Here is a 25,902-nt window from a genome sequence, read left to right as displayed (position 1 = left end):
TGGTAACAAAGTATTTATAAATTATTGGGCTAAATGGGCACCTGTTATAGCGAATCAACTATCCAATACTCATGATGCCCCATGTTTAGAAAAAAGTTCTCCCCGCTTAACACTGAGTCCCCCCAAGTCATCACATAATCACGGCTGCTTAAGTAATCACTCTAGTGACAAAGGACTTTACGACATAACGTTGCGATGAACACAAGTTAAAACAAGCCTCAACACAGCTCATCTTTACCCTCGGAGCAAAGGATGAGAAAGGGAGAATTATATGTATAAAAAGTCTAATCTATCGCTTGCTGTCAGTCTCGCTTTAGCGATTGCCGGAACAAGTGCGTTATCTACAACCGCAAACGCAGCACAACAAGGTGAACCTGACGGCGTCAAACAGGTTGAAAAAATATCCGTCACGGGTAGTCGTATTCGCGAGCCAGGCGTTGAATCGACCAGTCCGATAATTTCAATCGGCGAAGAAGCCATTGAATTTGCGGGGACCCCAGAATTTGAAAGAGTACTTAGGGCACTCCCAGCGACCATTCCCGCAGATGGCAGTAATGCAAACAATGGCACAGCAGGTGCTGCAACAATTGATCTAAGAGGATTAGGCGCTCAACGTAACCTTGTTCTTTTAGATGGAAAGCGCATGGTGCCGTTTAATTTTAATGGCCAAGTGGATACCACAAATATTCCAACCGCTTTAATTGAAAGAATAGACGTGGTGACCGGTGGTGCATCTGCGGTTTATGGCTCTGATGCGGTAGCAGGAGCAGTCAACGTCATCCTTAAAAAAGACTTTGAGGGCGTTGAATTTAGTGCCAATCACTCACAAACAGATGAATCAGATGGTGACCAAGACAGTATGTCGCTTACCATCGGTGGAAACTTTGCCGAAGACAAAGGCAATGCAGTTGTTTCAATCGGTTGGTTCGAGCGTGAAGCAATTAGATTAGGCCAGCGACCACTTGGGCAATTAGGCATCAATTCAAATACAGGTGCAGGCTACGCTGAGTTTTTAGCCGGGCAAGCACCCGCTGAACCAGTTGCAGGCTGCGGCGGACCAAATGTAGTAGACTTTGTAAATGGCAGTGGTTCTACAACTGCAATCCCTACCCGCTTTGAATTGATCGGAACCGGTGTTAGTGGGCAATTTAGAGATGACCGCACGTTAGATGAGCAGTGTAGTCGATTTAATTTCAACCCGTTTAATTTTTACCAAACACCTGCACAGCGCTACTCTGCGACGGCTATCGTAAACTATATTATTAATGATTATGCGGAAGTTTATGGTTCGTTTAACTATTCAAATAGCTCAGTTGATCAACAGGTTGCACCATCAGGTACATTTGGGGCTCAATTTACTTTGCCGTTGTACAACCCATTTATTAGTGACCAAGCGCTATCTTGGATCCTCGATGGAGCAAATAGCGCAGTTAATGATGGTTCACTAGTTAATGGTGGCAGTTGGACCGATACCAACGCCAATGGCGTGGTTGATAGTGAAGACTCAATTAACGTTAGGTTAAGACGTCGAACACTAGAATTAGGCCCTAGAACAGAGCGTTTTGATTCTGACATTTGGCAACTTAACCTTGGTGTTCGAGGATTCATCGGTGAGAGTTGGGAATATGATGTATCGTATCAATATGGTGAATCGAACCGCACCACGATCCGGGATGGTTATACCAATCTGCCAAATATTCAAGCTGCGCTTGATACCAGAGACGGCGTAACCTGTGCATCAGGTGGTACATGTGTTCCGATCGATTTGTTTGGCGGATTTGGCACTATCACCGAAGAAATGGCAGGCTTTGCAAGAGCAATCGCGATTCAACAGCAAAAGTATGAGCAAGAAATTGGATCGCTTATATTTACCGGCCCGATCGACATGCTTGAATTGCCAAGTGCAACAGCACCATTAGCTGTGAGTGTAGGCTTTGAATTTAGAAATGAAACGGGCCTATTGGATCCTGATGAATGCTTGAAACTGGCCCCCGCAAGTTGCCAAGGCGGCGCAGGTGGTAATTTACTTCCAATCGAAGGTGGCTACAGCACTCAGGACTTCTATTTTGAAGGTATTTTGCCGATTGCAGATGGCTTAGCGTTTGCTGATAAACTGGATTTCGAATTTGGGTTTAGAACTTCTGACTATGACACTATTGGCACCACGGATTCTTGGAAGTACGGCCTTAATTGGCGACCAGTCGAAACTCTGCTTGTTCGTGTAATGAAACAACGCGCCAACCGCGCGCCAAACGTCGCTGAGTTATCATCACCTGTCACATCAGGCCTAAGCAATGCGACGCAGGATCCTTGCTCCGTTGCAAATGCCGGTAATATCGATGCAACGTTAAGACAGCTTTGTATTTCGACGGGCATGTCGGATGCTCAAGTAGGCGTCATACCCGATATTATCTCAGGTCAGATCAATACCTTTGCGGGCAGCGATCCTACTTCGCCTCCAGGTCCAGAAGAAGCTGACACAACGACGGCAGGTTTTGTATGGACGCCCAACTTTGAAATGTTCAGCGAATTTACACTCTCTGCTGATTACTATGACATTGATATTCAAGACATCATTGGTAACTTTTCCGCTCAGGAGGTATTGGACTCTTGCTATATTCAAGGCCTGCAAAGCGAGTGTGACAAGATTAATCGCGTAGGTGGAGATTTAACGGGCTCTTCGGCCGGCGTTAATTTATTTACCAGTAATTTGAAATTCTTGCGAGCAGAAGGCGTCGAAATATCCCTTAACGTAGGCTATGACCTAGAAGACTACGGTGATTTATTCTTTACCGCTAATATCAATAAGTATTTGACCCAAGAGTCTCAAAGTTCTGACAATGTGCCGGTGATTGATTGTAAAGGTTTTTACGGCACAAGCTGTACGCCTATTTCTGACTTAAGATGGATACAACGCACAACGTGGAAAATGAATGACCTTACCGTGTCACTTCAGTGGCGTCATATTAACTCTGTTGATGTAGAGCTGCCTGAAGCATCACTTAGATTTGAAGCGTTTAGAAGTGTTGAGTCATACGACTACTTTGACTTGTTCGCAAGTTATAACGTGACGGATTGGGCGGTAGTTACTGCAGGTGTGGATAATATGCTAGGTAAAGAGCCACCCGCTTTGGGTAACCAGATTGGCGCAACGCGCGCTAACTCTGGTAATACCTTCCCAAGCCAATATGACACATTGGGTAGAATTTATAAGCTTGGTGTGAACTTTCGTTTTTAATGAAACGTTCATGAACGAAAAAGCTGAGGCAGTTGTCTCAGCTTTTTTATAGCTTTTATGTGCATTTCATCCCAGCAAAACCGCCGTTTATCCCACGTCACTTAACATCTGAATACAAGCCACGTAGCCTATTTATATATCTTAATGCTCTCCCTAGACATTGGATATATTAGAAGGCGATGTTCGCCTTCTTTTTTTTGCTTATTTTTTGCCTTAATTGATCCCTAACAACTTCGCTATTATCAACATGACTCAATATTCACACTTTATAGCGTTTAATATTGTCTAACATCTGTTGAGCAACCGATGATAGCTCCAATGATACAGAGGCGACTTGTTCTGCCGATTCTCTATTTTCTGCGCTTGCCTCACCGATTAATTTAATTTCTTTGGTGACATGAACAAGGGAAAAACTCTGTTGCTCTGCTGATTGAGCAACGTTTGCAACCAGCCCTTCAAGATCATTCATATTGCCGCTAACTTGCTGTAATACTTCGCTGATCTCTTCTGCAAAAGACACTGACTCACTTGCGGCAGTGGCACTTTCAGCTATCGAATTGAATGCAATACTAGAAGATTCATTTAACTTATCAACGACTTGAGCAATCTCTTCTGTTGTGTCTTGTGTGCGTTTGGCTAGCGCTCTGACTTCATCAGCGACGACAGCAAAACCTCTCCCCTGCTCTCCAGCTCTTGCTGCTTCTATTGCCGCATTAAGTGCAAGAAGATTAGTTTGGTCTGCTACTGAACGAATAACATCAACCATTTTCAAAATATCATCAACGCGTTCATTGAGTTGTTCAACGACCTGACCGACCCCTTCCACCTTGTCAGATGTTACGCGAATACTATTCACTGCGGAAACAACCTTAGATGTGCCATCAACAACCATTTCATTGGATTTTTTTGCATATTGAGTGAGCGACGATACCGATTTCATATCTTCATCAATCGCTAGACTGACACCTTCTGCTGACATCAAACTCAATGACAGACTTTGCTCTTGTTCAATAAGCGTTCTATTAGTGCGATCCGCCGACTGGGCGCCTTGTTCACTTGCCGATGCGATTTCATTCGCCGAATTTTGAAACTCTTGAAAATCATGTCTGAATTCAGCGATGAGTTGATTGATTAGTTCAACTACATTGCCTAAATCATCGTTAGAACGTTTATCGATCGTGATAGTTAAATCATGATGACTGGTGATGCAGTTTAATTTTTCTTGAAGTTCTTGCGATTGTTTCTTTCTCAGATTAAGTACCAAAGCAATCGCGACACTTATAATAATCAGCAGTAAGATAAACATGATATCAAGCACCACAATAAACATCGCTTGAGAACTTGCTTCACTCGCATACTTTTTTAGTAGTTCAAACAAATCGCGCTTAATTTGAGATAAACCATTTATACGCTCTGTTGCAGCGTTAAACCAATCTTCACTCGTCACCTGATGTTGTTCGAAATCTCTGGAGAATGCTATGTCTCTGAATTTAGACACTAATTGCGAAGCGGGCCCCTCTTCAAAGGCTTTCATTGAAGTTAAAAATTCACCTCTAGATAGTACTTCCAAGTCTTCAATAAGTTGATCTTGGATATAGACTCTCTTTTGGATATCGATGTTTAATTGCTCAGGTAGCGACCGACTATTAAACACCGTTGCCAACATCGCTCTCTCTAAACCGGCATTCTCTTGCAACAGTGCCATTTCAAACAGTAACATCATTTTTTGCTTACTGTCTGAACTATGTGTTAACTCGATTAGTGAGCCGCCATAGTTAATCAAAAAATGGGTTTTGTCTGAGTACTTTGCGATAACCTGTTTACTAGTAATCGATTTGGCGTCAATAGACTTACGAGCTTGTTGAACGTCTTCGGTCAATGCTAATAGCGGCGATATAAAACTCGTATCAAGGTTGGGTATTTTACTTTCGCGAGCAACCGATAAGACATTTGAGATTTCCACATCAACCTTGGCCCGCTGTGCAACTAAATTTGCTGGAATGTCTTGATTTAAAGAAGAAACAAAACTAGCGCTCATTCCTCGCTCAATTTGTACATTCGAAGTTAAAGCATGAACCCTCTGATTGAGTTGCGCAGCGTGTTTTGTAAGATTGGCTTGTGATAGTTCATCAAATGACTGAACTAATGTGTACACTAATACTATAAATAACAGGACCGGTGCTGCCAAAGATAAACTGACGATTCGTTTTGATAACCAAGCTTGCAAGTTAATTTCCTTATCTAGTCTAGTTGCACTTATTGTCTTCCAGCGGATTGAAGTAGGCATCAAACTGACATTATGTTGTTTAGATATCGGCTTCGCATGATGAAGCTTGAACGTTATTCGAACAACGTTCCGTTTTTTTGAAGTGACTTTATAAAGGTAAGTGAGTATGTGTGGCTACATAGAAATAAATGGCGAGCAACAGGGATCAATTATGCAAGATCCTGACTTTTCCGATTATTTGCCCTTTATGCATCCCCCCAGTTTTAGGCACTTCTACCCTGCCTTTGGTCAAGATACGAATAAAACGCTAGATATTGTTATCCAAACTAAGCGCTTTAAACATCAGGTAAGTGCGACTTGGTGGTTTGATTGTATTGAAAGCGGTGAAGACTTGTTAACAGGTGCTCGAACAACGTTTAATGCTCGAAATTTAGAAAGCCCTTACTGGCGACGAGCACTAAAGTATCAACGGGCGGTCGTATTTGCGACTGGCATTGGCGAATCTAAACTGATAGGCAAAACAAGACATCGATATTATATGCAGTCAAACGGTGTATTTGCGCTCGCCGCGCTTTATCGAGCGTTCGAAAACCGAAAATATAGCTGTGCAGTGATAACACGTGATGCTCATCCCAAAATGGAACCTTATCACGATAAGGCATTCCCGTGCTTTTTGCCGATGGATGCAAAGTTTCTAAATATGTGGTTGGATCCCAATATTGAAACACACCCTGAAATTGACTATTTACTCGCAAATCCTGTGTTGTATCCAACCTTACATGTACAGCGAGTCAAAACCTACAGAGACAAACAAATAATGAAATCAACACCCGCGGCCACACTCATCTCGGACATTGCCTAATTTATGCATCGCAACAATATTCACAAAAATGGGTATGACTTCGAGGCACTTAGCCAGCACTACCCAGATTTAAAGCCGTTTCTCACAATCAGTACCAAGGGCAAGACGAGTATAGACTTTGCAAATTCAAAAGCGGTAAAAGCACTAAATTCAGCTTTGTTATCGCGTTATTATGCGATTCACTTTTGGGATATTCCTGATGGCTACCTGTGCCCTGCCGTGCCTGGAAGAGCAGACTATATTCATCATATCGCTGAGCTATTAGCCAAAAATCAAACGCTGGGATCTCCAAAACGTAAAATTGTGGGCCTAGATATCGGCACCGGTGCGAACCTGGTGTACCCGATCATCGGCAGTCAAGCGTATAAGTGGCATTTTATCGCCAGTGATATTGAGCAAGTATCATTTTCTAGTGCCAAAACGATAATTGAAGCAAACTCGCATCTTAAGAAACGCATCAAACTGCGCCTTCAGACAGACAAACAATGCTTTTTTAAAAACATTTTAAAGGAAAGGGAGTACGTTGATTTTACAATGTGTAACCCACCTTTTCATAGCTCGCGACAAGCGGCGCTGTCTGGTAACCAAAGAAAGCTTAGAGGGCTTAAGCACAATCAACGAAAACGCAGCAGCAAGAAAGCCGTATTTTCATCGCATAACACAACAAGTGAACTAAACTTTGGTGGGCAAAATAATGAACTTTGGTGTGATGGAGGGGAGCTCAGATTCATCACAAATATGATTAAAGAGAGCGTCGAAGTAGGTTCACAAGTTGGCATATTCACTTGTCTCGTATCCAAAAGCGCGAATTTAAAGCCGCTTCTCAAACTACTACAGCATATAGATGCAAGGGAAATAAGACAAATCGACATGTACCAAGGCAATAAAATAAGTCGGTTTATTACATGGACCTTTAAAGAATAAAAGACTCACGTAAATCAATATACAACCGTTAACCTAGTTAGTTGTGGGTGAATGAAATTGATATGAGTGCAAAATTAGATCCGTATGCCAAACCTGAAAGCGAACCATTAATCGCCGAAGATGAGTTGCTGAAATACTTATTAGCATTTGAAACGCTACTAGATGAGAAACAAATTCGATACGAATGGAGTTTTACTGACTACCATTTAGTCAATGCGCCACCAGAGAGCTTTCGTTCTATCATTGAGTATGTGTTAAACAAAGCCACCGTAAACTTTTACACGCCAGATTACATCTTAGTATTTTCGCACTCATATGAAGATGAAATGGTAATAGAGTTTGAGATAAGCCACGCGATGGAACAAATCGACGAATTTTATTTTCAACAGTCTGATATCGATATTTTAAACCAAATTTATGCTCACCACGGTTGGCGTTTGAGCTGTGAAACAAATCACGTTGGGTCCTTACTTACATGGAACATTTCAAAATTTGAGTCAATTGAAAGAGAGCTATCTCCCAGCATTCGGCAAATGAAAGCTCAACACCTAACACTTGCCAGTCTTCAAAATGAAGTGGATTTCAATCAGCATGCAACAGCTTTGTATATTGACTTAGACGAGCGGCCTCTCGCCCAACTTCCCATAATTTTGGCCAAGCACTATGAACTTAAGGTATATAATCTTAATAACTTGCATGAATTTAATTCAGAGCAATCTGAATTACTGGTGGTGCGGGGTAGCGTTGATAAAGTAATAGCACTATTGGCAGAAGATAGTCCTTTTAAACAAGCTAACATTCCTATTTTTGTTGTTGTACCCGAATTGGAAATCGAATCAAAAATTAAGTTACTAGAACTTGATGTATTAGATGTTATCTCTGAGCCGATAAGTGCACTTCAAATCATCAGTACGATCAAATCGAACAGCAAAGCACAATATGCACTGTTACAAAACTCGAAAACAGGCGCAATCAATCGGCCGTCGAGTGTAAAAAGTGAGAGCAATTCAAAAGACCTTGATAACCAAATACTGGACCTCGTTAGGCAAAATGTGGCAGATAACTACCATAAGCAGGACTTTAACGCACATCAATTGGCAGAACTGCTGAATATACCGCTACCCAAGATAGACTTTTTATTAAATAAACGAATCGTTCATACAACAGCGCAGTACATTAGCAGTTGTCGATTGGCCGAAGCATATGAACTAATAGAAAAAGGAAATTTGCCAGAGCAAGTTGCAATAGCATGTGGCTTTGAGAACCTCGAAACATTTAATCAAGCTTATCAAAACAAATATGGCCAGAGCGTTATCAAAGCATGATTTGATAACGCTCTTTTCACCTGCACAATAGAATTAAAACTAGGTTTACCCTTTCATTTGCTCAAGTGTTAAGCCTTTGGTTTCATTCACATATTTAAGCACGAAGGCTACTGATACAAGTGCGCTAATTGCATAAAAGCCATACGCACCAGCAAGACCAATACTCGCCAGCATGACCGGGAAGCTCATAGTGATTAAGAAATTAGCGCCCCATTGTGACAATCCAGCTACTGCTAAACCCGAACCTCTAATTTGATTAGGGAACATTTCTCCTAACATGACCCACATCACGGGGCCCCATGAAAGGTTGAAGAAAAACACATATGCATTTGCTGATATCAGCGCCAAGGTACCTAATTCGCCTAAATCAAGCTGATTAGTCTGAGCATTAAAATCAGCGCTAGCGAAGGCAAAAACCATCATTGCAAGCGTTACGCTCATGCCGATAGAGCCAATGACTAAAAAGGGTTTACGTCCAATTTTGTCGATCAAAAAGATGGTTATGATACATGCCGCAATACTCACGGCGCCACTGATAATATTGATCATCAATGAGTCTGCCTCTGAGAAACCAACAGCTTGCCACAATACTGCACCATAGTAGAAAACAACGTTTATCCCCACCAATTGCTGAAAAACAGCCAACCCGATACCTACCCATACAATATTGCGTACTTTTTGAGTTTTATCGTCGATTAAGTCACTTAGCTTCGGCTGTGTCTGTTGGCTGATTGAAGCTTTGATGTCAGTTAACATCTCGTTAGCGGATTGTGCGCCAAACAACTTACTTAGTACGCTTGCTGCCTTATCATCCTGTTTGACAAGGGCCAAGTATCGTGGACTTTCAGGTATGAATAACAATAAGACTAAAAATACGACTGCTGGGATTAACTCCACCCAAAACATCCAACGCCAAGCTTCATATCCCAACAACCATTCAACGGTTGAAGCTCCTGCAGTGTTTGCAATGAGGTAATTGCTAACAAATGCACAAAACAATCCAGATATAATGGCAATCTGTTGAATGGTCGTTAAACGTCCCCTTATGTGTGCAGGTGCAATTTCCGAGATGTAAGCAGGCGCCATTACAGATGCCGCACCTACAGCCAAACCACCTAGAATGCGATAGACGATAAATTCCATTGACGACGAGGCGATACCTGAACCCCAAGCGCTTGCGATAAAAAACACAGCAGCCACGATTAAAAGGCTTTTGCGGCCATATTGGTCTGCAAGCTTACCCGCAAAAAAAGCACCTATTGCGCAACCTAAAAGCATACTGGCTACATTGAACCCAGTGCCCATTTCATTTGAGTCAAATGCAGCTCTCAAGCCATCGACCGTTCCATTGATTACACCGCTGTCATAACCAAATAAAAATCCACCTATAGTGGCAACACAGCTTATTAAAATGATAGAAAAGGTATTTTGTCGACTATCAGTCGCACCAGTGGAATAAGACATTTTACATGCTTCCGTTCATTAATTGTGAACGGTATGTTAACGACTAAATACTGAGATGTCGAAAGTAAAAGCTTGCAAATTGCCTGAATTTATAGCGAATTCGGCAAGCTGTTACCTAAATGGGATAAAAGGGAATAGCAAAGTAAAATTTATTAACTGGCAGACTCAATTGCCAACAAACTTTCGGTGAGTAATTTAGTTAATTGAGCTTTGTTTTGGAAGCCATAAACCAACTTATATTGGTTTTTATACACCACTACTAATGCCGGTGAACCTAGCAAAGATAAGGCTTCACCACGCTCATCTTTTAAATCAGACAGTTTATTGGGAAAAAGTCCAAATGATTTCATATTTACTGGCTTAAATTCTTGATTGATAAGCTCGATGATCTCAGATTGGTTAAAAACTTCCTCCTTCATTTTTTTACATGCACCACAAAAGTGTAATTCAGCAAATACAAAAACGGGTTTATCCATCCCGCTTGCCCGAGCATCTTCATAATTCTGCCAATTAATATCCTGCCAATCATTAGCGTTAGCAGAGGCAATACACAAGGTAAAGCTGAGCACAATAAAAAACCTGTAGAAAAGGCTTTGAAAAGAAAAAGTGAGTACAGACTTTAAATTAACAAACAAAAAGGCCATGCAAGTTCTCATAATTTATGTAATTGATACAATATGAGACCGAGCGTGGCCTATTTTTAATTCAGAACTTTTAACTTTATTAAGCTAATACACTAAAAGTTTGCTCTAACACCTAATACGAAACTGCGTCCAGGTAGCGGAGCCAAGTCCTTCAAGAAAGAAGTGTGAACTCTTGCATCTTGGTCAGTAAGGTTTCTTGCCTTAGCGAAAAAGGTAAGTTCGGAACTTCCCATTGGCATGTAATAGTTGAAATCAAAATCAACTATCGTATATCCATCGGTGGGTGTTTCAAAACTCGCTACGTCTTTTTGCTCGAAGTAACGCATCGCTTGCAATGATGCATTCCATGCTGTGTCAGAGTAATCAATCGCTAAGCCAAATCGTGCAGGTGGCGTACGAGGTAAATTCTCATCACCGCGGCTAACTATTTTAGTCTTGACAATGTCGCCCTGAGCCTTAACAGCAAAGTTATTTGAAACACGCCAGTTGAACTCTGCTTCTAGACCATATAACTCAACATCTTCACTTACATATGCAAATACAGGTAACTCATCGCTGTGTCCATGCTCATCGTGACCTTCTTCACCGTGCTCTTCATCTGCATGCTCGTCGTCATGATGCGCCTCATCATCATGCATGTCTTCGTCATGCTCGTCGTGCCCATGCTCTTCACCTAATAAAAAGCCTGTGTCAGCCGCATAGTAATAATCATCAACACTATTGAAAAAAGCGTTGATAACAAAGCCGAAATCACCTTTGAATTTTCTTAAAGAAATATCGATATTTTGCGACTTTTCTTTTCTTAGACCAGCAGGGTTAATCTCAATTTCGCCTTCGTCTTCTACTTGAAACAAAGCGCCTAATTCATATGTTGACGTACCAATATGGGGACCAAATGCGTATAGCTCGGCTGTAGAAGGAGCACGTTCTGCGGCAACGTAGGAGATACCGAAATTATAGCCTGGTTTAAAGTCCCAAACTGCACCAGCTGATAAACTAAAGGGGGTATAACTGGCTTTTGAAAAACCACTTAGGTCACCTAAGTCACCATGCTCGTCATCGTGCTCGTCGTGGCCATCTTCACCATGCTCGTCATCGTGATCTTCTTCATGTTCGCTGTGCAGTTCAATATCTGCAAATTGCAATGCCGGCACATCAATTTCAACTCGCTCAACTCGCGCGCCTAGTTGAATTAACCAATCGCCAAAATGCTGCTCTTCAATGATACCTAAACCAAGACTTTGGGTATTCGAAGGTGGAGTAAATGCTTCTTCACCAATTGCTTCGAAGTCTGAATCTTTATAATGCAAGCTTAAGCCACCACGCCATCCCATAATGGGTTGATGCAATAATTCAAAACGCCCTTCTAAAGAATCATTCGAAAAGCGCGTTCCTTCTTCTCCATCTTCGATCTCGGCGTGAGTATAGTTGGTAAAAGATAAGGTGCCATTAAACTCATTAAAAATAGAGTTATCTAAATATAGGCGTGACGCAATTTGGTATCGATTTTGTTGCATATCGCCAAGAATGATTTCTTCTTCGCCCTCTTCATGCTCTTCTTCACCATGTTCATCATCGTGATCTTCTTCGTGTTCGTCTTCATGTCCATGAGCATGCCCGGGTATTCCGTACAAGCTTGACTGATGTTCAACAGACGCACCAATAAATCCGTTGTCTAACAAATAGCTACCGCCAATCGTAAATCCTTGTGTTCGTGACTGAGTATTTTCTACAATCCCTTTTGAACCCTCGTGTTCTTCATCACCGTGTTCGTCGTCGTGCTCTTCTTCATGCTCATCATCGTGAGCTTCTTCGCTTTCAGCATAGCCAGGTATACGGTAGCTATCGCTGTCACGGTAGAAACCTTGCAAATTGAAAGCGAAGTCACCTACAGCTGATTTATATTCACCTGAGAACGCTTCTTCAGAATTATTGGTGTTGCGCGAGACGGTCACTTCACCCTCGGTCTGATTGTCACTGGGTATGCGCTCATCGACTATATTGACAACACCGCCAATAGCACCGCTTCCATAAAATAGCGTCGCAGGGCCTCTTAGCACTTCAATTTGTGTTGCTGTAGAGGCTTCAGTTGAGACTAAATGGTCAGGGCCAACCCGTGATGCATCCCCTGCATCCATGCCATTTTGAGTAATCAATACTCTAGGGCCATCTAAGCCTCGGATAATGGGCGAACTCGTTACTCCTGCGTAAAATGTGCTGTGAACGCCCACTTCATTTTTCAACGTTTCTCCCAATGTTGCACTTTGCTTGGCCTTTAACTCATCGCCTGCTAACACATTTACGGGGGCTGCAGACTCAATGCTTGATGCATGAAATGCACTTGCAGTAACGTCCAAGATCTCAATACTGGCGTTACTCACTTCAATTTCCAAATCATCAATACCTGCAGTAGTAAGCACTAACTTAGCGGTCGAGTGAACATAAGCAGGGGCAGATACATGAAGCTCTATCTGACCGGCTTCAAGCCCAGTGATTGAAAAACTACCGTCTTCTTGAATAGGCACTCGCTTGTTCGTGCCCATGACTTGAACGACACCCTCATTGAGCATCTCACCGTTTTCTGTTTTGACAATACCGTTGATATTATTTGCCATTGCAAACGAGCTTAGGCTGCATGCCGAAATAAACAAAATATGTTTTGAAACTACCGCTGACTTCATTATTGAATCCGTTTTATATATTTTAGTTCTGACGTTTAACTATTGCGTAATGTTATAAAATAACATCATGAGTGTAAAGTTATACTATAACGTTGATAGGCTAAAGCTTGGATCACAAAATGGAACACACGTCGGAAAATATGAAAACAGTGAGATAGAGAAGAGGGTGCTATATGGACGTAGATTTAACCGCCGATATAACTATTCGAGACTGTTGAGTTCATCATAAGCTGGCCTAAAGTCATTGCTAATTACACAGTTTCTGCCCGCTCCCTTTGCTTCATACAGGCATTTATCAGCAAGCTTTATCAACGCGTCTTGATCAATAAATTCGTTAGATGGTCGACTTGACGCCACCCCGACACTGACGGTCAACACCTTATGAATACTAGAGTACTTATGCTCGATATCTAAAGCTTCGACTAACTCTCTCACTTTTTCACCGACTAACGCGCCATCTTGTGGGTGAACATCATTGAGCAAGATAATAAATTCTTCTCCACCATATCGAGCCACGGTATCAAACGGACGTCCAGCACCTAGCAATAAGGCCTTAGCAACTTTGACGAGTACATCATCTCCCGCTGCATGCCCGTAATTGTCGTTGTACTGCTTAAAGTAATCAATATCGATTAACATGATAGATACAGCGCGCTTATTCCGTTGTGCGTAACGACACGCTTCAGAAAACTTGGTATCAAACATTCGACGATTCCAAATTCCCGTTAGTCCGTCAACCCAAGCCATTTCCTCTAGCTGACGGGTCTTTTTGATAAGTTCGATTTGATTTTTTATACGCGCGCGCACTAAGGCGGTATTGAAGGGCTTTCTAAAATAATCAATCGCGCCCAAGTTTAAACCGGTTAGTTCATCTTCTAAGGCGTCTTTTCCCGAGACAAAAATGACAGCAATTTCTTTTGTTTCAGGATCGTCTTTGAGCGCTCTGCATATCTGATAACCATCCATGTCCGGCATCACGATATCAAGAAGTATCAAGTCGGGCCTTTCTCTTTTCGCGACGTCTAGGGCAATAACACCTTCCTTAACCGCAATGACTGTGTACTGATCTTTAAGGCTGTGGTGCAGCAGCTCTATGTTCATTTTCTCGTCATCGACAATAAGAATCTTAGGCTTATTCAATTGACTTACTTCCTGTCTAGCAGCACCACAGTGCGCGCATTATCTTTAGAGTTTTTCTTCAGCAAACTGCGCTAAACGGCTTCGAACAACCCCATCCAGAGACAAAGCAGCACTACCAGAGAAGTTTTTAAACTTTTCTACGATATATGTCAAACCAGATGTAACCGCGTTTAAATAATTACTATCAATTTGCGCTAAGTTTCCACCGCAAATGAGTTTAGTTCCTTCTCCACAGCGCGTAATGATAGTTTTTAATTGGGATGCAGTAAGATTTTGAGATTCGTCTAATATTACAATTGCATTTTGAATACTCCGCCCGCGCATAAAGTTAACGGACTTAAACTGAATATTTGCTTTTTCCATGATGTAATTCATCGAACCTTTTGTGTTTTCATCATGCTTGTGAAGCACTTCTAGAGAATCAGTAATAGCCGCTAGCCAAGGCGCCATTTTTTCTTCTTCAGTACCCGGTAAAAAGCCAATCGATTCTGCGATTTCAGGTGTGCTGCGCGTCACTATTATTTTGTCGTACATGTTTTTTTCGACAACCATTTCTAGTGCGGCGGCTAAGGCCAATAGGGTTTTACCACTTCCCGCTGGTCCACTGAGAATCACGAGGTCAATGTGTGGGTCAAGCAACGAATGCAACGCCATAGCCTGACCAATGTTTTTGGGTGAAACGCCCCATGCTCTTCTTGACATTAATCTTTCATAACCAAGGTCCAGCACATCGACTGTGTCTTCATGTATATCTTCAACTAGGCCAGCAAACTGCTGCGACTCGTCGATCAAAAATTCATTAATATAAGCATCTGGTAAAATTGATTTATGTATACGATGAAGCGTATCGCGACCTTCGGTATGGCTTTCGAGGCAATTCGCTTGATCCCAGAAATTTCCTTCAAACTCGTGATAACCTCGAGACAGATATTTAACATCACTGATGAGTTGGTCAGTTCGATAGTCTTCTACATGCGCCATGCCAGCACCTTTAGCCTTCAAGCGCATATTAATATCTTTCGTCACTAATACGACTTGTCTGGGTGCCATTGAAGCCTGCAAATGTAAAGCGGCATTGATAATACGATTATCGTTCTCATTGCTGGTAAATACTTGTTGTTCTTCATTTAAGCTTAGGTCTGCAAAAATTGATAAATGGCCAGTTGGAGCCGATTCGCCAGTTGTTAACCCAACCATGCTGATGCCAGCTACCATCTGCTCTGGTGAAGCTTCATGAAGTAAGTCTTCCATTGCTCTAATGGACATACGAGCATCGCGAGCAACGTCTTTTTTACTGTCTTTTATGTAGTCAAGTTCTTCTAAAACAGTCATAGGAACAACGACATCGTTTTCTTTGAAAGACATAAATGCGAGAGGTTCGTGAAGTAAAATATTGGTATCGAGAACGTAGATCTTTGTATTGGTAAGAGAAATAACTTGTGCGTCTGATGAGTTTTGCATCCGTGTCTCCATCCGTCCCCACTGCAGGAGGCAGTGAGTGCTAAAAAAACGATGCTGTCACACGGGGCATCTAAAGCAACTTCGGCTTGCAACACGATGCTGCTGAATAACCATATTCGTCTGATAACATCGACGACATATCTACCATAATCCAGAATGAAAGATTATTCACCCACTTTTTGTGTGATTTTTTATGAGGTATTTATCAAAGCAGGCTGACACGACAAATCTGAATCAGTACAATGTGCGGTCTCGCTTAATGATGGATGTGTTTTATGACGATTTCTTCTGACTTTATGACTGGACAACGCTGGTTGAGTAATACTGAACCAGACTTAGGTTTAGGCGTACTGATGGCCAATGATAACCGAACAATCAACGTGTTGTTTCCAGCGGTCAAGGAGGATCGTACTTATGCCGTAGAGCATGCTCCCGTCACCCGATTACTGCTAAGCGAAGGTGAAATAGCAAAGCATACCGATGGCTGGCAACTAAAAATCGAGCATGTCGCTCAGCAAGATGGATTGCTAGTTTACTCAGGCACGCGTTTAGATACTGAAGAAGCCGCGACGATTGTTGAAGTCGCGCTTGATCACTCGATGAAATTAAATCAACCCGAAAAACGCTTATTTTCAGGACAATTGGATTCACCAAAATGGTTTGACCTTCGTTATCAGTGTTTGGAAAAACAGTATGAACACGCCACCTCCGGAGCAGTAGGATTATTGGGAGCTAGAGTCGAGCTCATTCCCCATCAACTGCATATTGCCAATCAAGTTGGGCAACGTCATGCGCCCAGAGTATTACTCGCCGACGAAGTAGGGTTGGGTAAAACCATTGAGGCCGCTTTGGTACTGCACCAACAGATTTTAACAGGTCGCGTCAAACGAGTTCTCATTGCGGTACCTTCTAGTCTTGTTCACCAATGGTTGGTCGAAATGCTTCGTCGAGTAAGTCTGCATTTCTCAGTGTTTGACGAAGAAAGACTCGAAGCAATGAAAGAATCGGGGGAAAACCCTTTCGAACAAGAGCAGTTAGTCCTTTGTAGTATTGACTTGGTAAAGCAATCGCAAGTATTGGAGCAAGTATTAGCAGCCCAATGGGATATGTTAATAGTAGATGAAGCTCACCATTTAAGTTGGTCGAAGGAGCATGTTTCTGATGAGTACGCCGCTGTCGAAAAAATATGTGAAATTGCTAAAGCAGTTCTGCTGTTAACAGCGACACCTGACCAACTTGGCCATGAGAGTCACTTCGCAAGACTCCGCCTACTAGACCCCAATCGTTTTCACGACTATCAAAGCTTTTTAGACGAAGAAAAGCACTATTCTGAGCTAGCCGATGCAGTTGCACCACTAATTGATAATCAACACCTTAGCGAAGAGCAAATAGAAAAGCTTAGGGCATGTGCACCAGAAATCGATATCACTGATCACATGCTTGCCAGTGGCGAAGAGAAAGAGCACCTACTTTCGAAATTAATTGACCAGCATGGCACAGGGCGCCTGCTTTTTAGAAACACTCGCTCGAATATTAAAGGCTTCCCAGATCGAATCGTTCACCCTAGTCCTTTAAGTCTGAATAAAGAATATGCAGTGACTATTTCACTTGAAGAAGACATCGATCTAAATCTGCATCCTGAGAGAAACCCACTGGTTAATGACGCATGGACGGGGATGGATCCTCGTGTAGACTGGTTAATAGACCTACTAGAAGCGAACAAAGACGAAAAGGTCCTCGTGATTTGTGCTTATGCGTCGACTGCTTTGCAACTCGCAGAGCACATGCGAGTTAAAACAGCTATTAGACACACCGTTTTTCACGAAGGTATGTCTATTGTCGAGCGAGACAAAGCTGCACATTTTTTTGCCACAGATGAACAAGGTGCTCAAGTATTGCTTTGCAGTGAAATTGGAAGTGAAGGCCGTAACTTTCAGTTCTCAAAACATCTTGTCTTGTTTGATCTGCCATTAAATCCTGATTTGTTAGAGCAACGCATTGGTCGCCTAGACCGTATCGGTCAGAAATTTGATATTAATATCCATGTTCCGTACTTTAAAGATTCTGCCCAAGAAGTCTTGTTTGACTGGTATCACCACGGACTGAACGCTTTTGAATCGACATGTGCAGTGGGTGGCGATGTTTATCAAACAGTTAAAGAAGATCTTCATTGCGCATTAATGAGTGCACAAGACAAAGAGCTTAAAGACGATATCATTGATCAAACTCAACAACTGACACAAACTTTAAAAGCACAAATTGAAAATGGCAGAGATCGCCTGCTAGAACTCAATGCATCGGGCACGGGTAAAGTGGAAGAAGTGTTGGATAATATCATTGCCGCGGAAAATCCAGTTCCCACTATGCGCTTCATGACACGATTACTCGATGCGCTAGGAGTAACCCAAGAAGATAAAGACGACTATAGCTTTATTTTGAAGCCAACCGAAAGTTTAGTACATCAAATTCCCGGCTTAAACGAAGATGGCTTAGAAGTTACTTATCATCGCAGTACCGCAACTAAGTTCGAACAAGTTCAGTTTTTGAACTGGGATAATCAACTTGTCCAGCACTGCCTAGATACGGTTACCACTGACGTATTAGGTAAAAGCAGTATCGCGTTTTGCAAAGACCCTGCATTACCGACTGGTGCATTTTGGATAGAATGCACTTCCGTATTAAGCGCCTCAGCTGAATCTTCATTACAGCTCTACCGTTTTTTACCGCCAACGCCAATGCGCATTTGTATTGATGCAAAAAACAAAGAGTCAGAAATTGAATTTTCGAATTTATTTAATGTGAAAAGAAAGGTTGCCCTGAAGCTTTTACAAGCTTTAGCAGACCCCATTGCAACCGGAATAGAAACAGCGTTAGCGATTGGCAAACAAAGACTACAAGGGACTCAAAAAGCGGCATTGATTAACATGCAATATGAGTTAGACGAAGAAATTCAGCGCTTGGAAGAGTTAAAGCAAAATAATCCTTCTATCAGACAAGAAGAAATAGATTTTATTCAGCATCAACGCGATACGCTTAGCAAGATCATTGAGCAAGCAGAACCATCGTTAGATAGCGTGAGAATAGTTGTGAACAACCCGTAAGCTTGGTAGAAATTGATGGCTCTTGACGATAAATTAGTTTGACGACGTTAATTTGGCTTTATTAAATTATAAACCGCCAATGAATCCGTATCTCGATATTCTGTATCGCGATAATGACCTTCTTGTACTTAACAAACAAGCGGGGCTGCTGAGCGTTCCTGGTAAAGCACCGGAGCATAAGGATTGTCTGCAGTATCGTGCCCAACGAGCCTTTCCTACTGCAACAGTTGTGCATCGATTAGATATGGCTACTTCTGGCGTCATTATTTTCGCTTTGAATAAAAGCGCACATGTGAATGTTTCCAGACAACTCGAAACAAGGCAAACAGACAAAACTTATTTTGCGCGTGTTTATGGCATGCCACTGGAAAATGAGGGCATTGTCGATTTGCCTTTAATTTGTGATTGGCCGAATAGACCCAAACAAATGGTTGACCATGAAAGGGGGAAACCAGCGCAAACTCATTGGTCTGTCGTTGAATCAGATGCTCATTCCAGCCTCATTAAGCTGAAACCCATCACGGGCAGGTCACATCAACTAAGAGTACATATGCTGGCCTTGGGCTACCCAATCTTAGGCGATAAGCTTTATGCTCACGAACAAGCCAAATCAATGAGTGAGCGACTGTGCTTGCATGCGCAGTCACATACAATTACTCACCCTACCAGCGGGCAAACCATCACGTTTTCAAGTGAGTTTATCTTTTAACCGATATTACCTGATGTCGCTACTCGCATCAAAAAACGTCATTCTCGCGCATGCGGGGACCTTCTTGGAACATTGCAAACCTAACATCAACTTCCGCTCTCCGAAAGTAATAATCAGCTTTTGCCAATCAAGCCTTTCCCCTTTATAAAACCACAGTGCGGCATCCATGCTCGTTTCTAGTAGTTTTGGTCCGATAGTTTGACTAAACATTACCCCATTACTTCCGATAACTATATGTCTAGTTTCGGTGTAATCAGTGTGCAAATCATAAAAACTTTTTTTCTAAATAATACTTCAACTATCAAAAAGCATTTAAAAAAAGCGATTAAATGTCGTCTTCCGTTACTCATAATATTAGTAAGTACTTGCATATCAGCATCCGCACAAAACATAACATCATCTGAACTTTTTGAAACAGATATAAAACACACCCAACTATCAGACCTCTACACGCTTATAGAAACTGACAAAGAAAGCTTTTCTGTTCAATTCAAGCCGTCGCAGCAAGCGTTGAATAAAGGACTAGTGGTCTTCATTCCAGATGCAAATAGTCAGTTAGGTCAATCGACTTCATTGATGGCGCTAGCCCATAAACTACCGCAGTTCGGATGGTCGACTGTTTTGATGTCTAGTAGTGACTTGGCAGATAAGGTCGATGAACAGCAGGCGCCATCTGAGAATCAGCAAACACAAGAAAATCAAACCGAAGAAAAGTCGTTGATAAAAGAGCTGATGGCGAAAGTAGACTTTAATCCTTTTCAAGAAGAGGCTTACGAAAGCTTTGAAGAAATGCTCTCTCAAAGACTCCTTGCAGTTGAAAACAACTATCAAAACGTTTTAGGTCGGCGGGTTATTGTCACTCAAGGGGTAAGCGCAAGCGCTTTACTCATGCAGCTTCAAGAAAGTAGTGGCGAACAAATTCCCGCAGACGCTCTGATCATAAACAATCCTTATTTCCCTGTTTACGAAAAAAACAAACAAATCCCAAATCTTGTTGCGCAGATTTCATTGCCCATGTTTGATATTGTGAGCAGTGGTGACAATCGTTGGAGCAATTCTACTCAAGACAAGCGCCGCATCGCAGCCCGCATCGCGCTGAGACAAAACTATCGCCAACAAGCACCTTACGGGCTTTCAAAACACGAAGATGAACTAAATAGGCTCGCTAAAGACATCTATGGATGGACCACACATCTAGGCTGGTAAAGGTTCAGACTGAAATTCACTTAAATATAAAAACCTATATATATCATAAACTTATGATTTTTAAAAAATCATGCCCTGCAACCTTCAATTAGCACACTATACTCTAGATATAATTTTAATTTCGGTAGAAACGCGTGAACGTGCGGGAATTCATAGATAACAAGTCGCCACAACTTAGTTATTATTTACGGTCATATTGGCAACAAGAGCTCCCTTATAATGAGCTTGAATGTTTTATCTGGGATACTTTGGAAGAATGGACACAAATTGAAAATCAAGCCACTGAAGCTTACAGTGCAAAAGAAAGAATTTTTTGGCATGTATTACAACAGGCTCATTATTGGCAAGAATATGAACTGACCAACGAACAAATTAAGCCTGAATTGGAGATGTGTATCCTTCACCTTGAAAAAGACGGCTTATGCCCATTTGCAGTAGTAGGTATCAGACCTTAGCCAAACAGACTCTATTTCGCCCCTCGTGTTTGGCCGTGTACAGAGCTTGGTCGGCATCTTCTAACCAAGTAGTAGTGTTAGCATAGTTAGTTGAAAACTCAGCAAGCCCAATACTGATAGTGAACGAAATCGTTGTGTCCTCATGGACAACTGGGCAGCGTTCACTCTTTTCTCGCAAACGCTCGGCCACGATTTTAGCATTTGTTAAGTCTGTATTTGGAAGGAAAACAACAAATTCTTCACCGCCGTAACGACCAATAATATCGGTTGTTCGCATCGTTTCGGTAATAAGGTCTGCTAATACCCTAATGACTTCATCACCTGCTTGATGTCCATAGGTATCGTTTACTTTCTTAAAATGATCTATATCCAAAATCATTAAAGAGCTAGGCGTATTCTTATTCCTGATTGATAAGCGGTATTCTCTTTCATAACGCTCTTGCCAGTAACGACGGTTAAACAACCCCGTCAAGCCATCAGTCCGGCTGACTTTTTCCAATTCGCTATTCAGTGCTTGAATCTGTTTTTTGCCTATTGCTTGGTCTGTTACGTCATGGATCAACACACATAAACGTTCAACCTCGTCATTGGCGTCTTTAATTGGATAAATCGTGACATTTTGAAACATGTATGGCGTAGAAGAAGTAATCGGTCTTGTACTATCAAACTTAACCAAATAAGGCCGTTGTTCCCATAAAATAAACATCGGTGTTTTTACCGAAAAAACGGGCTCACACTTACCTTTGAACCATGGCTTGTCGATCTCCGGAAAAATATCAAAAATGCTTTGATTGAGGACTTCGCTTGCGACAAGTCGACTGTGGTTTTCGATAAACCTATTCCAGTCCAAAATATTATACTGTTTATCGAGCATTAAAATACCGAGATCTAATGTTTCCAATAGTTCTAGCGGCCACCCGTCAACATGCGATTGAGTCTGTATTTCTTGCATGCTATGCAACCTCAGTATTTGTCATTTTGATATACATGCCATCTAGGTACTGCTGAGGTATTAACAACAAAAGCTCAAATGAAACCTCAACGTCAGGAATTGAATAATCGATTTCAATCATTAGCACTTCATTGACGGATAAGCCTCCTTTTACCATTGTCGAAGCTTCGCAGTGCATGCCCAAGATGATTGGAGAGCTGTAACTTAATTCGAGCCTTAAAGCCGAAGACAAGGCATTTAAGCATGTTCCAATGATAATATTGCCTATATCCATCAAAGACTCTATACCTGTTGTATCAGTCTGTTTTGTGTACCCTAGTAATCGGCTGATAGCTTCAGAGTTTCGGTCGTCAAACATGATGATAGCTTCGCCGCTTAGTCCATTGCTGACAAAGCCTTTGGAAACAGCCGATATTTTCTCGTTGTTATATCCTTGCAATAGTGCCATTTGTAATTCATTAGGGTGCAACAAGGTTACTCTTGGCACGGGTAAGCCAATAAATTTATTTAGTAATTTCGCTAGAGACTCGCCGGCACGTCCCATTGCCAAATTTGCAAGCTCTTGCACGGCATCGAGTTTATCCTCTAATGTGCTTTTTGTTTGGGTCGGAAGTTTTGTAACGCTAGAGGGTTTTGAATCACCTGAGAAAATACCAAACTTAACTAGAATTGCACTGAGTTTTTCATTGTCGATTGGCTTTTTGATGAAGTCTAATGCACCGAGGGATACCACTCTTTCTTTTGCTTGGGGCTGTACGTCACCTGATACTACTATGACCATACAAGGTAAATCTTCTTTTCGGATAATCTCAAGTACTTGATAACCGTCCATGACAGGCATATTGAGGTCCAAAAACATTAAATCAGCATTGCCAGCATGAATTTGTTTTATGCCCTCTTCTCCATTATCCGCAAACGAGATTTCAACATCCCATGCATCAGGAAGCGAGCCAGCCATCATTTTTCGAGCTAGCTTTGAGTCATCACAAATAGTTACCTTAATTGTCACTTAAGATCCTTTTTAGTCACTTTATGCATCTACTCATATGGCAACCGGTGCCTTAATGTGAGGATGCGATTGATAATTTAACAATTCAAAATCATCAATTGTAAAACTAAATATGTCTTTAACATCTGGGTTAATCTGCATCGTAGGTAAATCAAAGGGCTTTCTTGCCAACTGAATATCTACTTGCTCAAGATGATTTGAATAGAGATGCGCGTCACCAAAAGTGTGTACGAATTCTCCTGGTTGCAATCCACAAACCTGTGCGATCATCATCGTGAATAATGAATAACTGGCGATGTTAAAAGGCACGCCTAAGAATATATCGCCACTTCTTTGATATAGTTGACAAGAAAGTTTGCCATTTAGCACATAAAATTGAAACATAGTATGGCAAGGAGGCAGTGCCTGCTTGCCCTGCGCCGCATTTTCTTTGGGTGAAAAATTTGTATCGGGTAGCACTGTCGGGTTCCATGCGCTGATGATCAAACGCCGCGAGTCTGGATTTGTTTTAATTTGTTCTATCAACTCGCTAAGTTGATCAACGACTTCACCATTAGCACCTTCCCAACTTCTCCATTGTTTACCATAGACAGGTCCAAGTTCACCCTCTTCGGTTGCCCATTCATCCCAAATAGAAACCCCGTTATCTTTCAAATACGCAATATTGGTTTCACCTTTTATAAACCATAGCAATTCGTGAATTATCGACCGCATATGGCATTTTTTTGTGGTCACCAATGGAAAGCCTTTACTTAGGTCAAAACGCATCTGATAACCAAAAATACTAAGGGTACCGGTGCCTGTTCGGTCTTCTTTTTTAACGCCGTTTTCTTTAACGTGGCGCATTAAGTCAAGATACTCTTGCACTTAAACCTCTCTCTATACTTATTTTTGGCGTGTTGCTTGGTGTTTTTTAAAGCTGTACGCGATTAAACCAATGCCTGCCAAGATCATTGGCACACATAAAAGTTGTCCTTGTGATAACCCAAAGGAATACAGACCAAGATGGGCATCTGGTTCTCTGAAGTATTCTACAATAAATCTAAATGAACCATAACCCGCTAAGAATAATCCGCCAACACTGCCAACAGGCCTTGGCTTGACTGAATACAACCACAAAATAATGAACAACAATACCCCTTCGAGGGCGAATTCGTATAATTGAGACGGATGTCTGGGTTCATTGCCAGCGCCAGGAAAAACAAATGCCCAGGGCACATCCGTGGTGCGCCCCCAAAGCTCGCCATTGATAAAGTTTCCAATACGACCAGCCCCAAGCCCAATAGGAACCAGAGGTGCTATAAAATCTCCAACCGCTAAAAATGACCAATTTTGTTTTTTTGCATACAAATATGCAGCTAGGATCACACCTATACAGCCGCCATGAAACGACATGCCACCTTCCCAAATGCGCAAGAGATACATGGGATCTTGTAATAGATAAGAGAAATTATAGAAAAATACGTAACCGAATCGGCCCCCCACAATCACACCAACAAAACACCAAAATAAAAGGTCGCTTAATTGCTCCTTTGTCCACGCAGTGCGCGACAGGCGTCGATTAGCAAGAAAAAATGCTGCTGCAAAGCCAACTAAGTACATCAACCCGTACCAACGAAGTGCCAACGGCCCTATCTCGAAAATGATCGGATCTATGTCGGGAAAACTTAAATGTGAGGAAACACTCATGAAATTATTCTATTCCTATAATCATACGCAGGCTTACTAAGACCAGAAAGCCTGCGAAAACCTTCTTCAATAAAGTGGTATCTAACTTTTGCCCTAACCTTGCGCCAATAGGGGCGAAAAACATAGAGCTTGCGACAATCCCTAACATTGCCGGCAAATAGACGTAACCAAAGGACCACTTTGGTAAACTAGGGTTAGTCCAACCAGTATACACGAAGCTAGCAGTCCCAAAGACCGCTATGACAATACCCGAAAAGGCCGCACAACCAATCGCCTTTCTAATATCAACTTTAAACCAAACTAACGCAGGTACAATTAAAGCACCACCGCCAATGCCCATCATCGCAGCAATAAAGCCGGATCCCAAGCCTATGCCGCTCAATCCTAATTTCCCTGCATCATTCTTTGAAGAGTAACGACCTCCAAATACCATTTGCAATGCGATTAAAATGACGAAAACAGCAAAAATCCGCTTCAACGTAACCCCAGAAATAGCACTCGCGAATTGCGCGCCTAACGTAGCGCCAATTGCGATACCTAGCGCGCAATAAAACACAATATGTTTATCGAGGTTGCCTATTTTGTAGTGGGACCTTGCAGATGAAAACCCTGTTAAAATGACCGTCGCCAGTGAGGTTGCAATAGCAATCGGCATCAAAACGTCGAGGTCGAGGTTTAAGAAAAAATGAAGCATATAGACCAAGGCAGGTACGATGATTAAACCGCCACCTATACCCAGTAGACCAGCCAGAATACCCACAATCGATCCCAACGCGGCACAAAGTAGAAAGATTAGAAGAGTTGCTTCCATTAAG

19 protein-coding genes are annotated in these 25,902 nt (G+C 42.0%); 8 read left to right on the top strand and 11 right to left on the bottom strand.

The annotated features are described in order from the left end of the window. Positions 1 to 271 precede the first annotated feature (271 nt). On the top strand, positions 272 to 3,238 hold the full coding sequence (locus tag KUL10_RS05790; protein ID WP_110427945.1) for a TonB-dependent receptor domain-containing protein: 2,967 nt from the start codon (positions 272 to 274) through the stop codon (positions 3,236 to 3,238). 259 nt (positions 3,239 to 3,497) lie between these two features. Here the strand turns inward: KUL10_RS05790 and KUL10_RS05785 are convergent, their stop codons facing one another. Next, a complete protein-coding gene (locus KUL10_RS05785; protein ID WP_110427944.1) occupies positions 3,498 to 5,525 on the bottom strand; it encodes a methyl-accepting chemotaxis protein in 2,028 nt (675 codons plus the stop codon). 106 nt (positions 5,526 to 5,631) lie between these two features. Between KUL10_RS05785 and KUL10_RS05780 the strand changes: the two genes are divergently transcribed. The 3 genes from KUL10_RS05780 (at position 5,632) to KUL10_RS05770 (ending at position 8,576) form a co-directional block, all read left to right on the top strand. After that, positions 5,632 to 6,327 (top strand): SOS response-associated peptidase family protein, encoded by a 696-nt coding sequence (locus KUL10_RS05780; RefSeq protein WP_110427943.1) that lies wholly within the window; start codon positions 5,632 to 5,634, stop codon positions 6,325 to 6,327. Between the two features lie 3 nt (positions 6,328 to 6,330). Next, on the top strand, positions 6,331 to 7,251 hold the full coding sequence (gene rlmF / locus KUL10_RS05775; RefSeq protein ID WP_110427942.1) for a 23S rRNA (adenine(1618)-N(6))-methyltransferase RlmF: 921 nt from the start codon (positions 6,331 to 6,333) through the stop codon (positions 7,249 to 7,251). A gap of 62 nt (positions 7,252 to 7,313) precedes the next feature. Beyond that, complete coding sequence (locus KUL10_RS05770; RefSeq protein ID WP_110427941.1) at positions 7,314 to 8,576, top strand: hypothetical protein; 1,263 nt, start codon at positions 7,314 to 7,316, stop codon at positions 8,574 to 8,576. A gap of 45 nt (positions 8,577 to 8,621) precedes the next feature. Here the strand turns inward: KUL10_RS05770 and KUL10_RS05765 are convergent, their stop codons facing one another. From KUL10_RS05765 to KUL10_RS05745, 5 genes are all read right to left on the bottom strand, one after another. Beyond that, positions 8,622 to 10,040: a sugar porter family MFS transporter gene (locus KUL10_RS05765; RefSeq protein ID WP_110427940.1), complete on the bottom strand. Its 1,419-nt coding sequence runs from the start codon at positions 10,038 to 10,040 to the stop codon at positions 8,622 to 8,624. A gap of 152 nt (positions 10,041 to 10,192) precedes the next feature. Beyond that, on the bottom strand, positions 10,193 to 10,684 hold the full coding sequence (locus KUL10_RS05760; protein WP_158525328.1) for a DUF255 domain-containing protein: 492 nt from the start codon (positions 10,682 to 10,684) through the stop codon (positions 10,193 to 10,195). 92 nt (positions 10,685 to 10,776) lie between these two features. Then, on the bottom strand, positions 10,777 to 13,365 hold the full coding sequence (locus KUL10_RS05755; protein ID WP_233499720.1) for a TonB-dependent receptor domain-containing protein: 2,589 nt from the start codon (positions 13,363 to 13,365) through the stop codon (positions 10,777 to 10,779). Positions 13,366 to 13,566: 201 nt separating this feature from the next. Further along, positions 13,567 to 14,505, bottom strand: a complete 939-nt coding sequence (locus KUL10_RS05750; RefSeq protein WP_233499719.1) for a diguanylate cyclase — start codon at positions 14,503 to 14,505, stop codon at positions 13,567 to 13,569. Positions 14,506 to 14,550: 45 nt separating this feature from the next. Next, the gene (locus KUL10_RS05745) at positions 14,551 to 15,966 is read right to left on the bottom strand and encodes a PhoH family protein (RefSeq protein WP_110427938.1); all 1,416 of its coding nucleotides are present in this window, start codon (positions 15,964 to 15,966) and stop codon (positions 14,551 to 14,553) included. A 275-nt stretch (positions 15,967 to 16,241) separates the two neighbouring features. Between KUL10_RS05745 and rapA the strand changes: the two genes are divergently transcribed. The 4 genes from rapA to KUL10_RS05720 all read left to right on the top strand — a co-directional run bounded on the left by rapA (position 16,242) and on the right by KUL10_RS05720 (position 21,437). Next, on the top strand, positions 16,242 to 19,067 hold the full coding sequence (gene rapA / locus KUL10_RS05740) for an RNA polymerase-associated protein RapA (protein WP_110427937.1): 2,826 nt from the start codon (positions 16,242 to 16,244) through the stop codon (positions 19,065 to 19,067). A 52-nt stretch (positions 19,068 to 19,119) separates the two neighbouring features. Then, entirely contained in the window at positions 19,120 to 19,776 is a 657-nt protein-coding gene (gene rluA, locus KUL10_RS05735; RefSeq protein ID WP_110427936.1) for a bifunctional tRNA pseudouridine(32) synthase/23S rRNA pseudouridine(746) synthase RluA, read from the top strand. 258 nt (positions 19,777 to 20,034) lie between these two features. Next, on the top strand, positions 20,035 to 20,982 hold the full coding sequence (locus KUL10_RS05725) for a DUF3530 family protein (protein ID WP_158525327.1): 948 nt from the start codon (positions 20,035 to 20,037) through the stop codon (positions 20,980 to 20,982). A gap of 134 nt (positions 20,983 to 21,116) precedes the next feature. Continuing rightward, a complete protein-coding gene (locus KUL10_RS05720; RefSeq protein ID WP_110427933.1) occupies positions 21,117 to 21,437 on the top strand; it encodes a hypothetical protein in 321 nt (106 codons plus the stop codon). Here KUL10_RS05720 and KUL10_RS05715 read toward each other — a convergent pair. The 5 genes from KUL10_RS05715 to KUL10_RS05695 are packed head-to-tail and all read right to left on the bottom strand — an operon-like array spanning position 21,427 to position 25,898. Next, a complete protein-coding gene (locus KUL10_RS05715) occupies positions 21,427 to 22,389 on the bottom strand; it encodes a diguanylate cyclase (protein WP_110427932.1) in 963 nt (320 codons plus the stop codon). The genes KUL10_RS05720 and KUL10_RS05715 overlap by 11 nt on opposite strands. 1 nt (position 22,390) lies before the next feature. Then, positions 22,391 to 23,398 (bottom strand): response regulator, encoded by a 1,008-nt coding sequence (locus tag KUL10_RS05710; RefSeq protein WP_110427931.1) that lies wholly within the window; start codon positions 23,396 to 23,398, stop codon positions 22,391 to 22,393. Positions 23,399 to 23,431: 33 nt separating this feature from the next. Further along, positions 23,432 to 24,265 (bottom strand): thymidylate synthase, encoded by an 834-nt coding sequence (locus tag KUL10_RS05705; RefSeq protein WP_110427930.1) that lies wholly within the window; start codon positions 24,263 to 24,265, stop codon positions 23,432 to 23,434. Positions 24,266 to 24,283: 18 nt separating this feature from the next. After that, positions 24,284 to 25,087, bottom strand: coding sequence for a prolipoprotein diacylglyceryl transferase (gene lgt / locus KUL10_RS05700; protein WP_110427929.1), 804 nt, complete (start codon positions 25,085 to 25,087; stop codon positions 24,284 to 24,286). Between the two features lie 4 nt (positions 25,088 to 25,091). Further along, positions 25,092 to 25,898: a sulfite exporter TauE/SafE family protein gene (locus KUL10_RS05695; protein ID WP_110427928.1), complete on the bottom strand. Its 807-nt coding sequence runs from the start codon at positions 25,896 to 25,898 to the stop codon at positions 25,092 to 25,094. Positions 25,899 to 25,902 lie beyond the last annotated feature (4 nt).

This window comes from Glaciecola sp. KUL10 (assembly GCF_003203515.1).
GTDB lineage: Bacteria > Pseudomonadota > Gammaproteobacteria > Enterobacterales > Alteromonadaceae > Glaciecola.
This window is presented reverse-complemented; position numbering and strand designations above follow the sequence as displayed.

Excerpts from the sequence above, each read along its gene's own strand:
- KUL10_RS05790 (WP_110427945.1), top strand. The coding sequence starts at position 272 with ATGTATAAAAAGTCTAATCTATCGCTTGCTGTCAGTCTCGCTTTAGCG.
- KUL10_RS05785 (WP_110427944.1), bottom strand. The coding sequence starts at position 5,525 with ATGCCTACTTCAATCCGCTGGAAGACAATAAGTGCAACTAGACTAGAT.
- KUL10_RS05780 (WP_110427943.1), top strand. The coding sequence starts at position 5,632 with ATGTGTGGCTACATAGAAATAAATGGCGAGCAACAGGGATCAATTATG.
- rlmF (WP_110427942.1), top strand. The coding sequence starts at position 6,331 with ATGCATCGCAACAATATTCACAAAAATGGGTATGACTTCGAGGCACTT.
- KUL10_RS05770 (WP_110427941.1), top strand. The coding sequence starts at position 7,314 with ATGAGTGCAAAATTAGATCCGTATGCCAAACCTGAAAGCGAACCATTA.
- KUL10_RS05765 (WP_110427940.1), bottom strand. The coding sequence starts at position 10,040 with ATGTCTTATTCCACTGGTGCGACTGATAGTCGACAAAATACCTTTTCT.
- KUL10_RS05760 (WP_158525328.1), bottom strand. The coding sequence starts at position 10,684 with ATGGCCTTTTTGTTTGTTAATTTAAAGTCTGTACTCACTTTTTCTTTT.
- KUL10_RS05755 (WP_233499720.1), bottom strand. The coding sequence starts at position 13,365 with ATGAAGTCAGCGGTAGTTTCAAAACATATTTTGTTTATTTCGGCATGC.
- KUL10_RS05745 (WP_110427938.1), bottom strand. The coding sequence starts at position 15,966 with ATGCAAAACTCATCAGACGCACAAGTTATTTCTCTTACCAATACAAAG.
- rapA (WP_110427937.1), top strand. The coding sequence starts at position 16,242 with ATGACGATTTCTTCTGACTTTATGACTGGACAACGCTGGTTGAGTAAT.
- KUL10_RS05715 (WP_110427932.1), bottom strand. The coding sequence starts at position 22,389 with ATGCAAGAAATACAGACTCAATCGCATGTTGACGGGTGGCCGCTAGAA.
- lgt (WP_110427929.1), bottom strand. The coding sequence starts at position 25,087 with ATGAGTGTTTCCTCACATTTAAGTTTTCCCGACATAGATCCGATCATT.
- KUL10_RS05695 (WP_110427928.1), bottom strand. The coding sequence starts at position 25,898 with ATGGAAGCAACTCTTCTAATCTTTCTACTTTGTGCCGCGTTGGGATCG.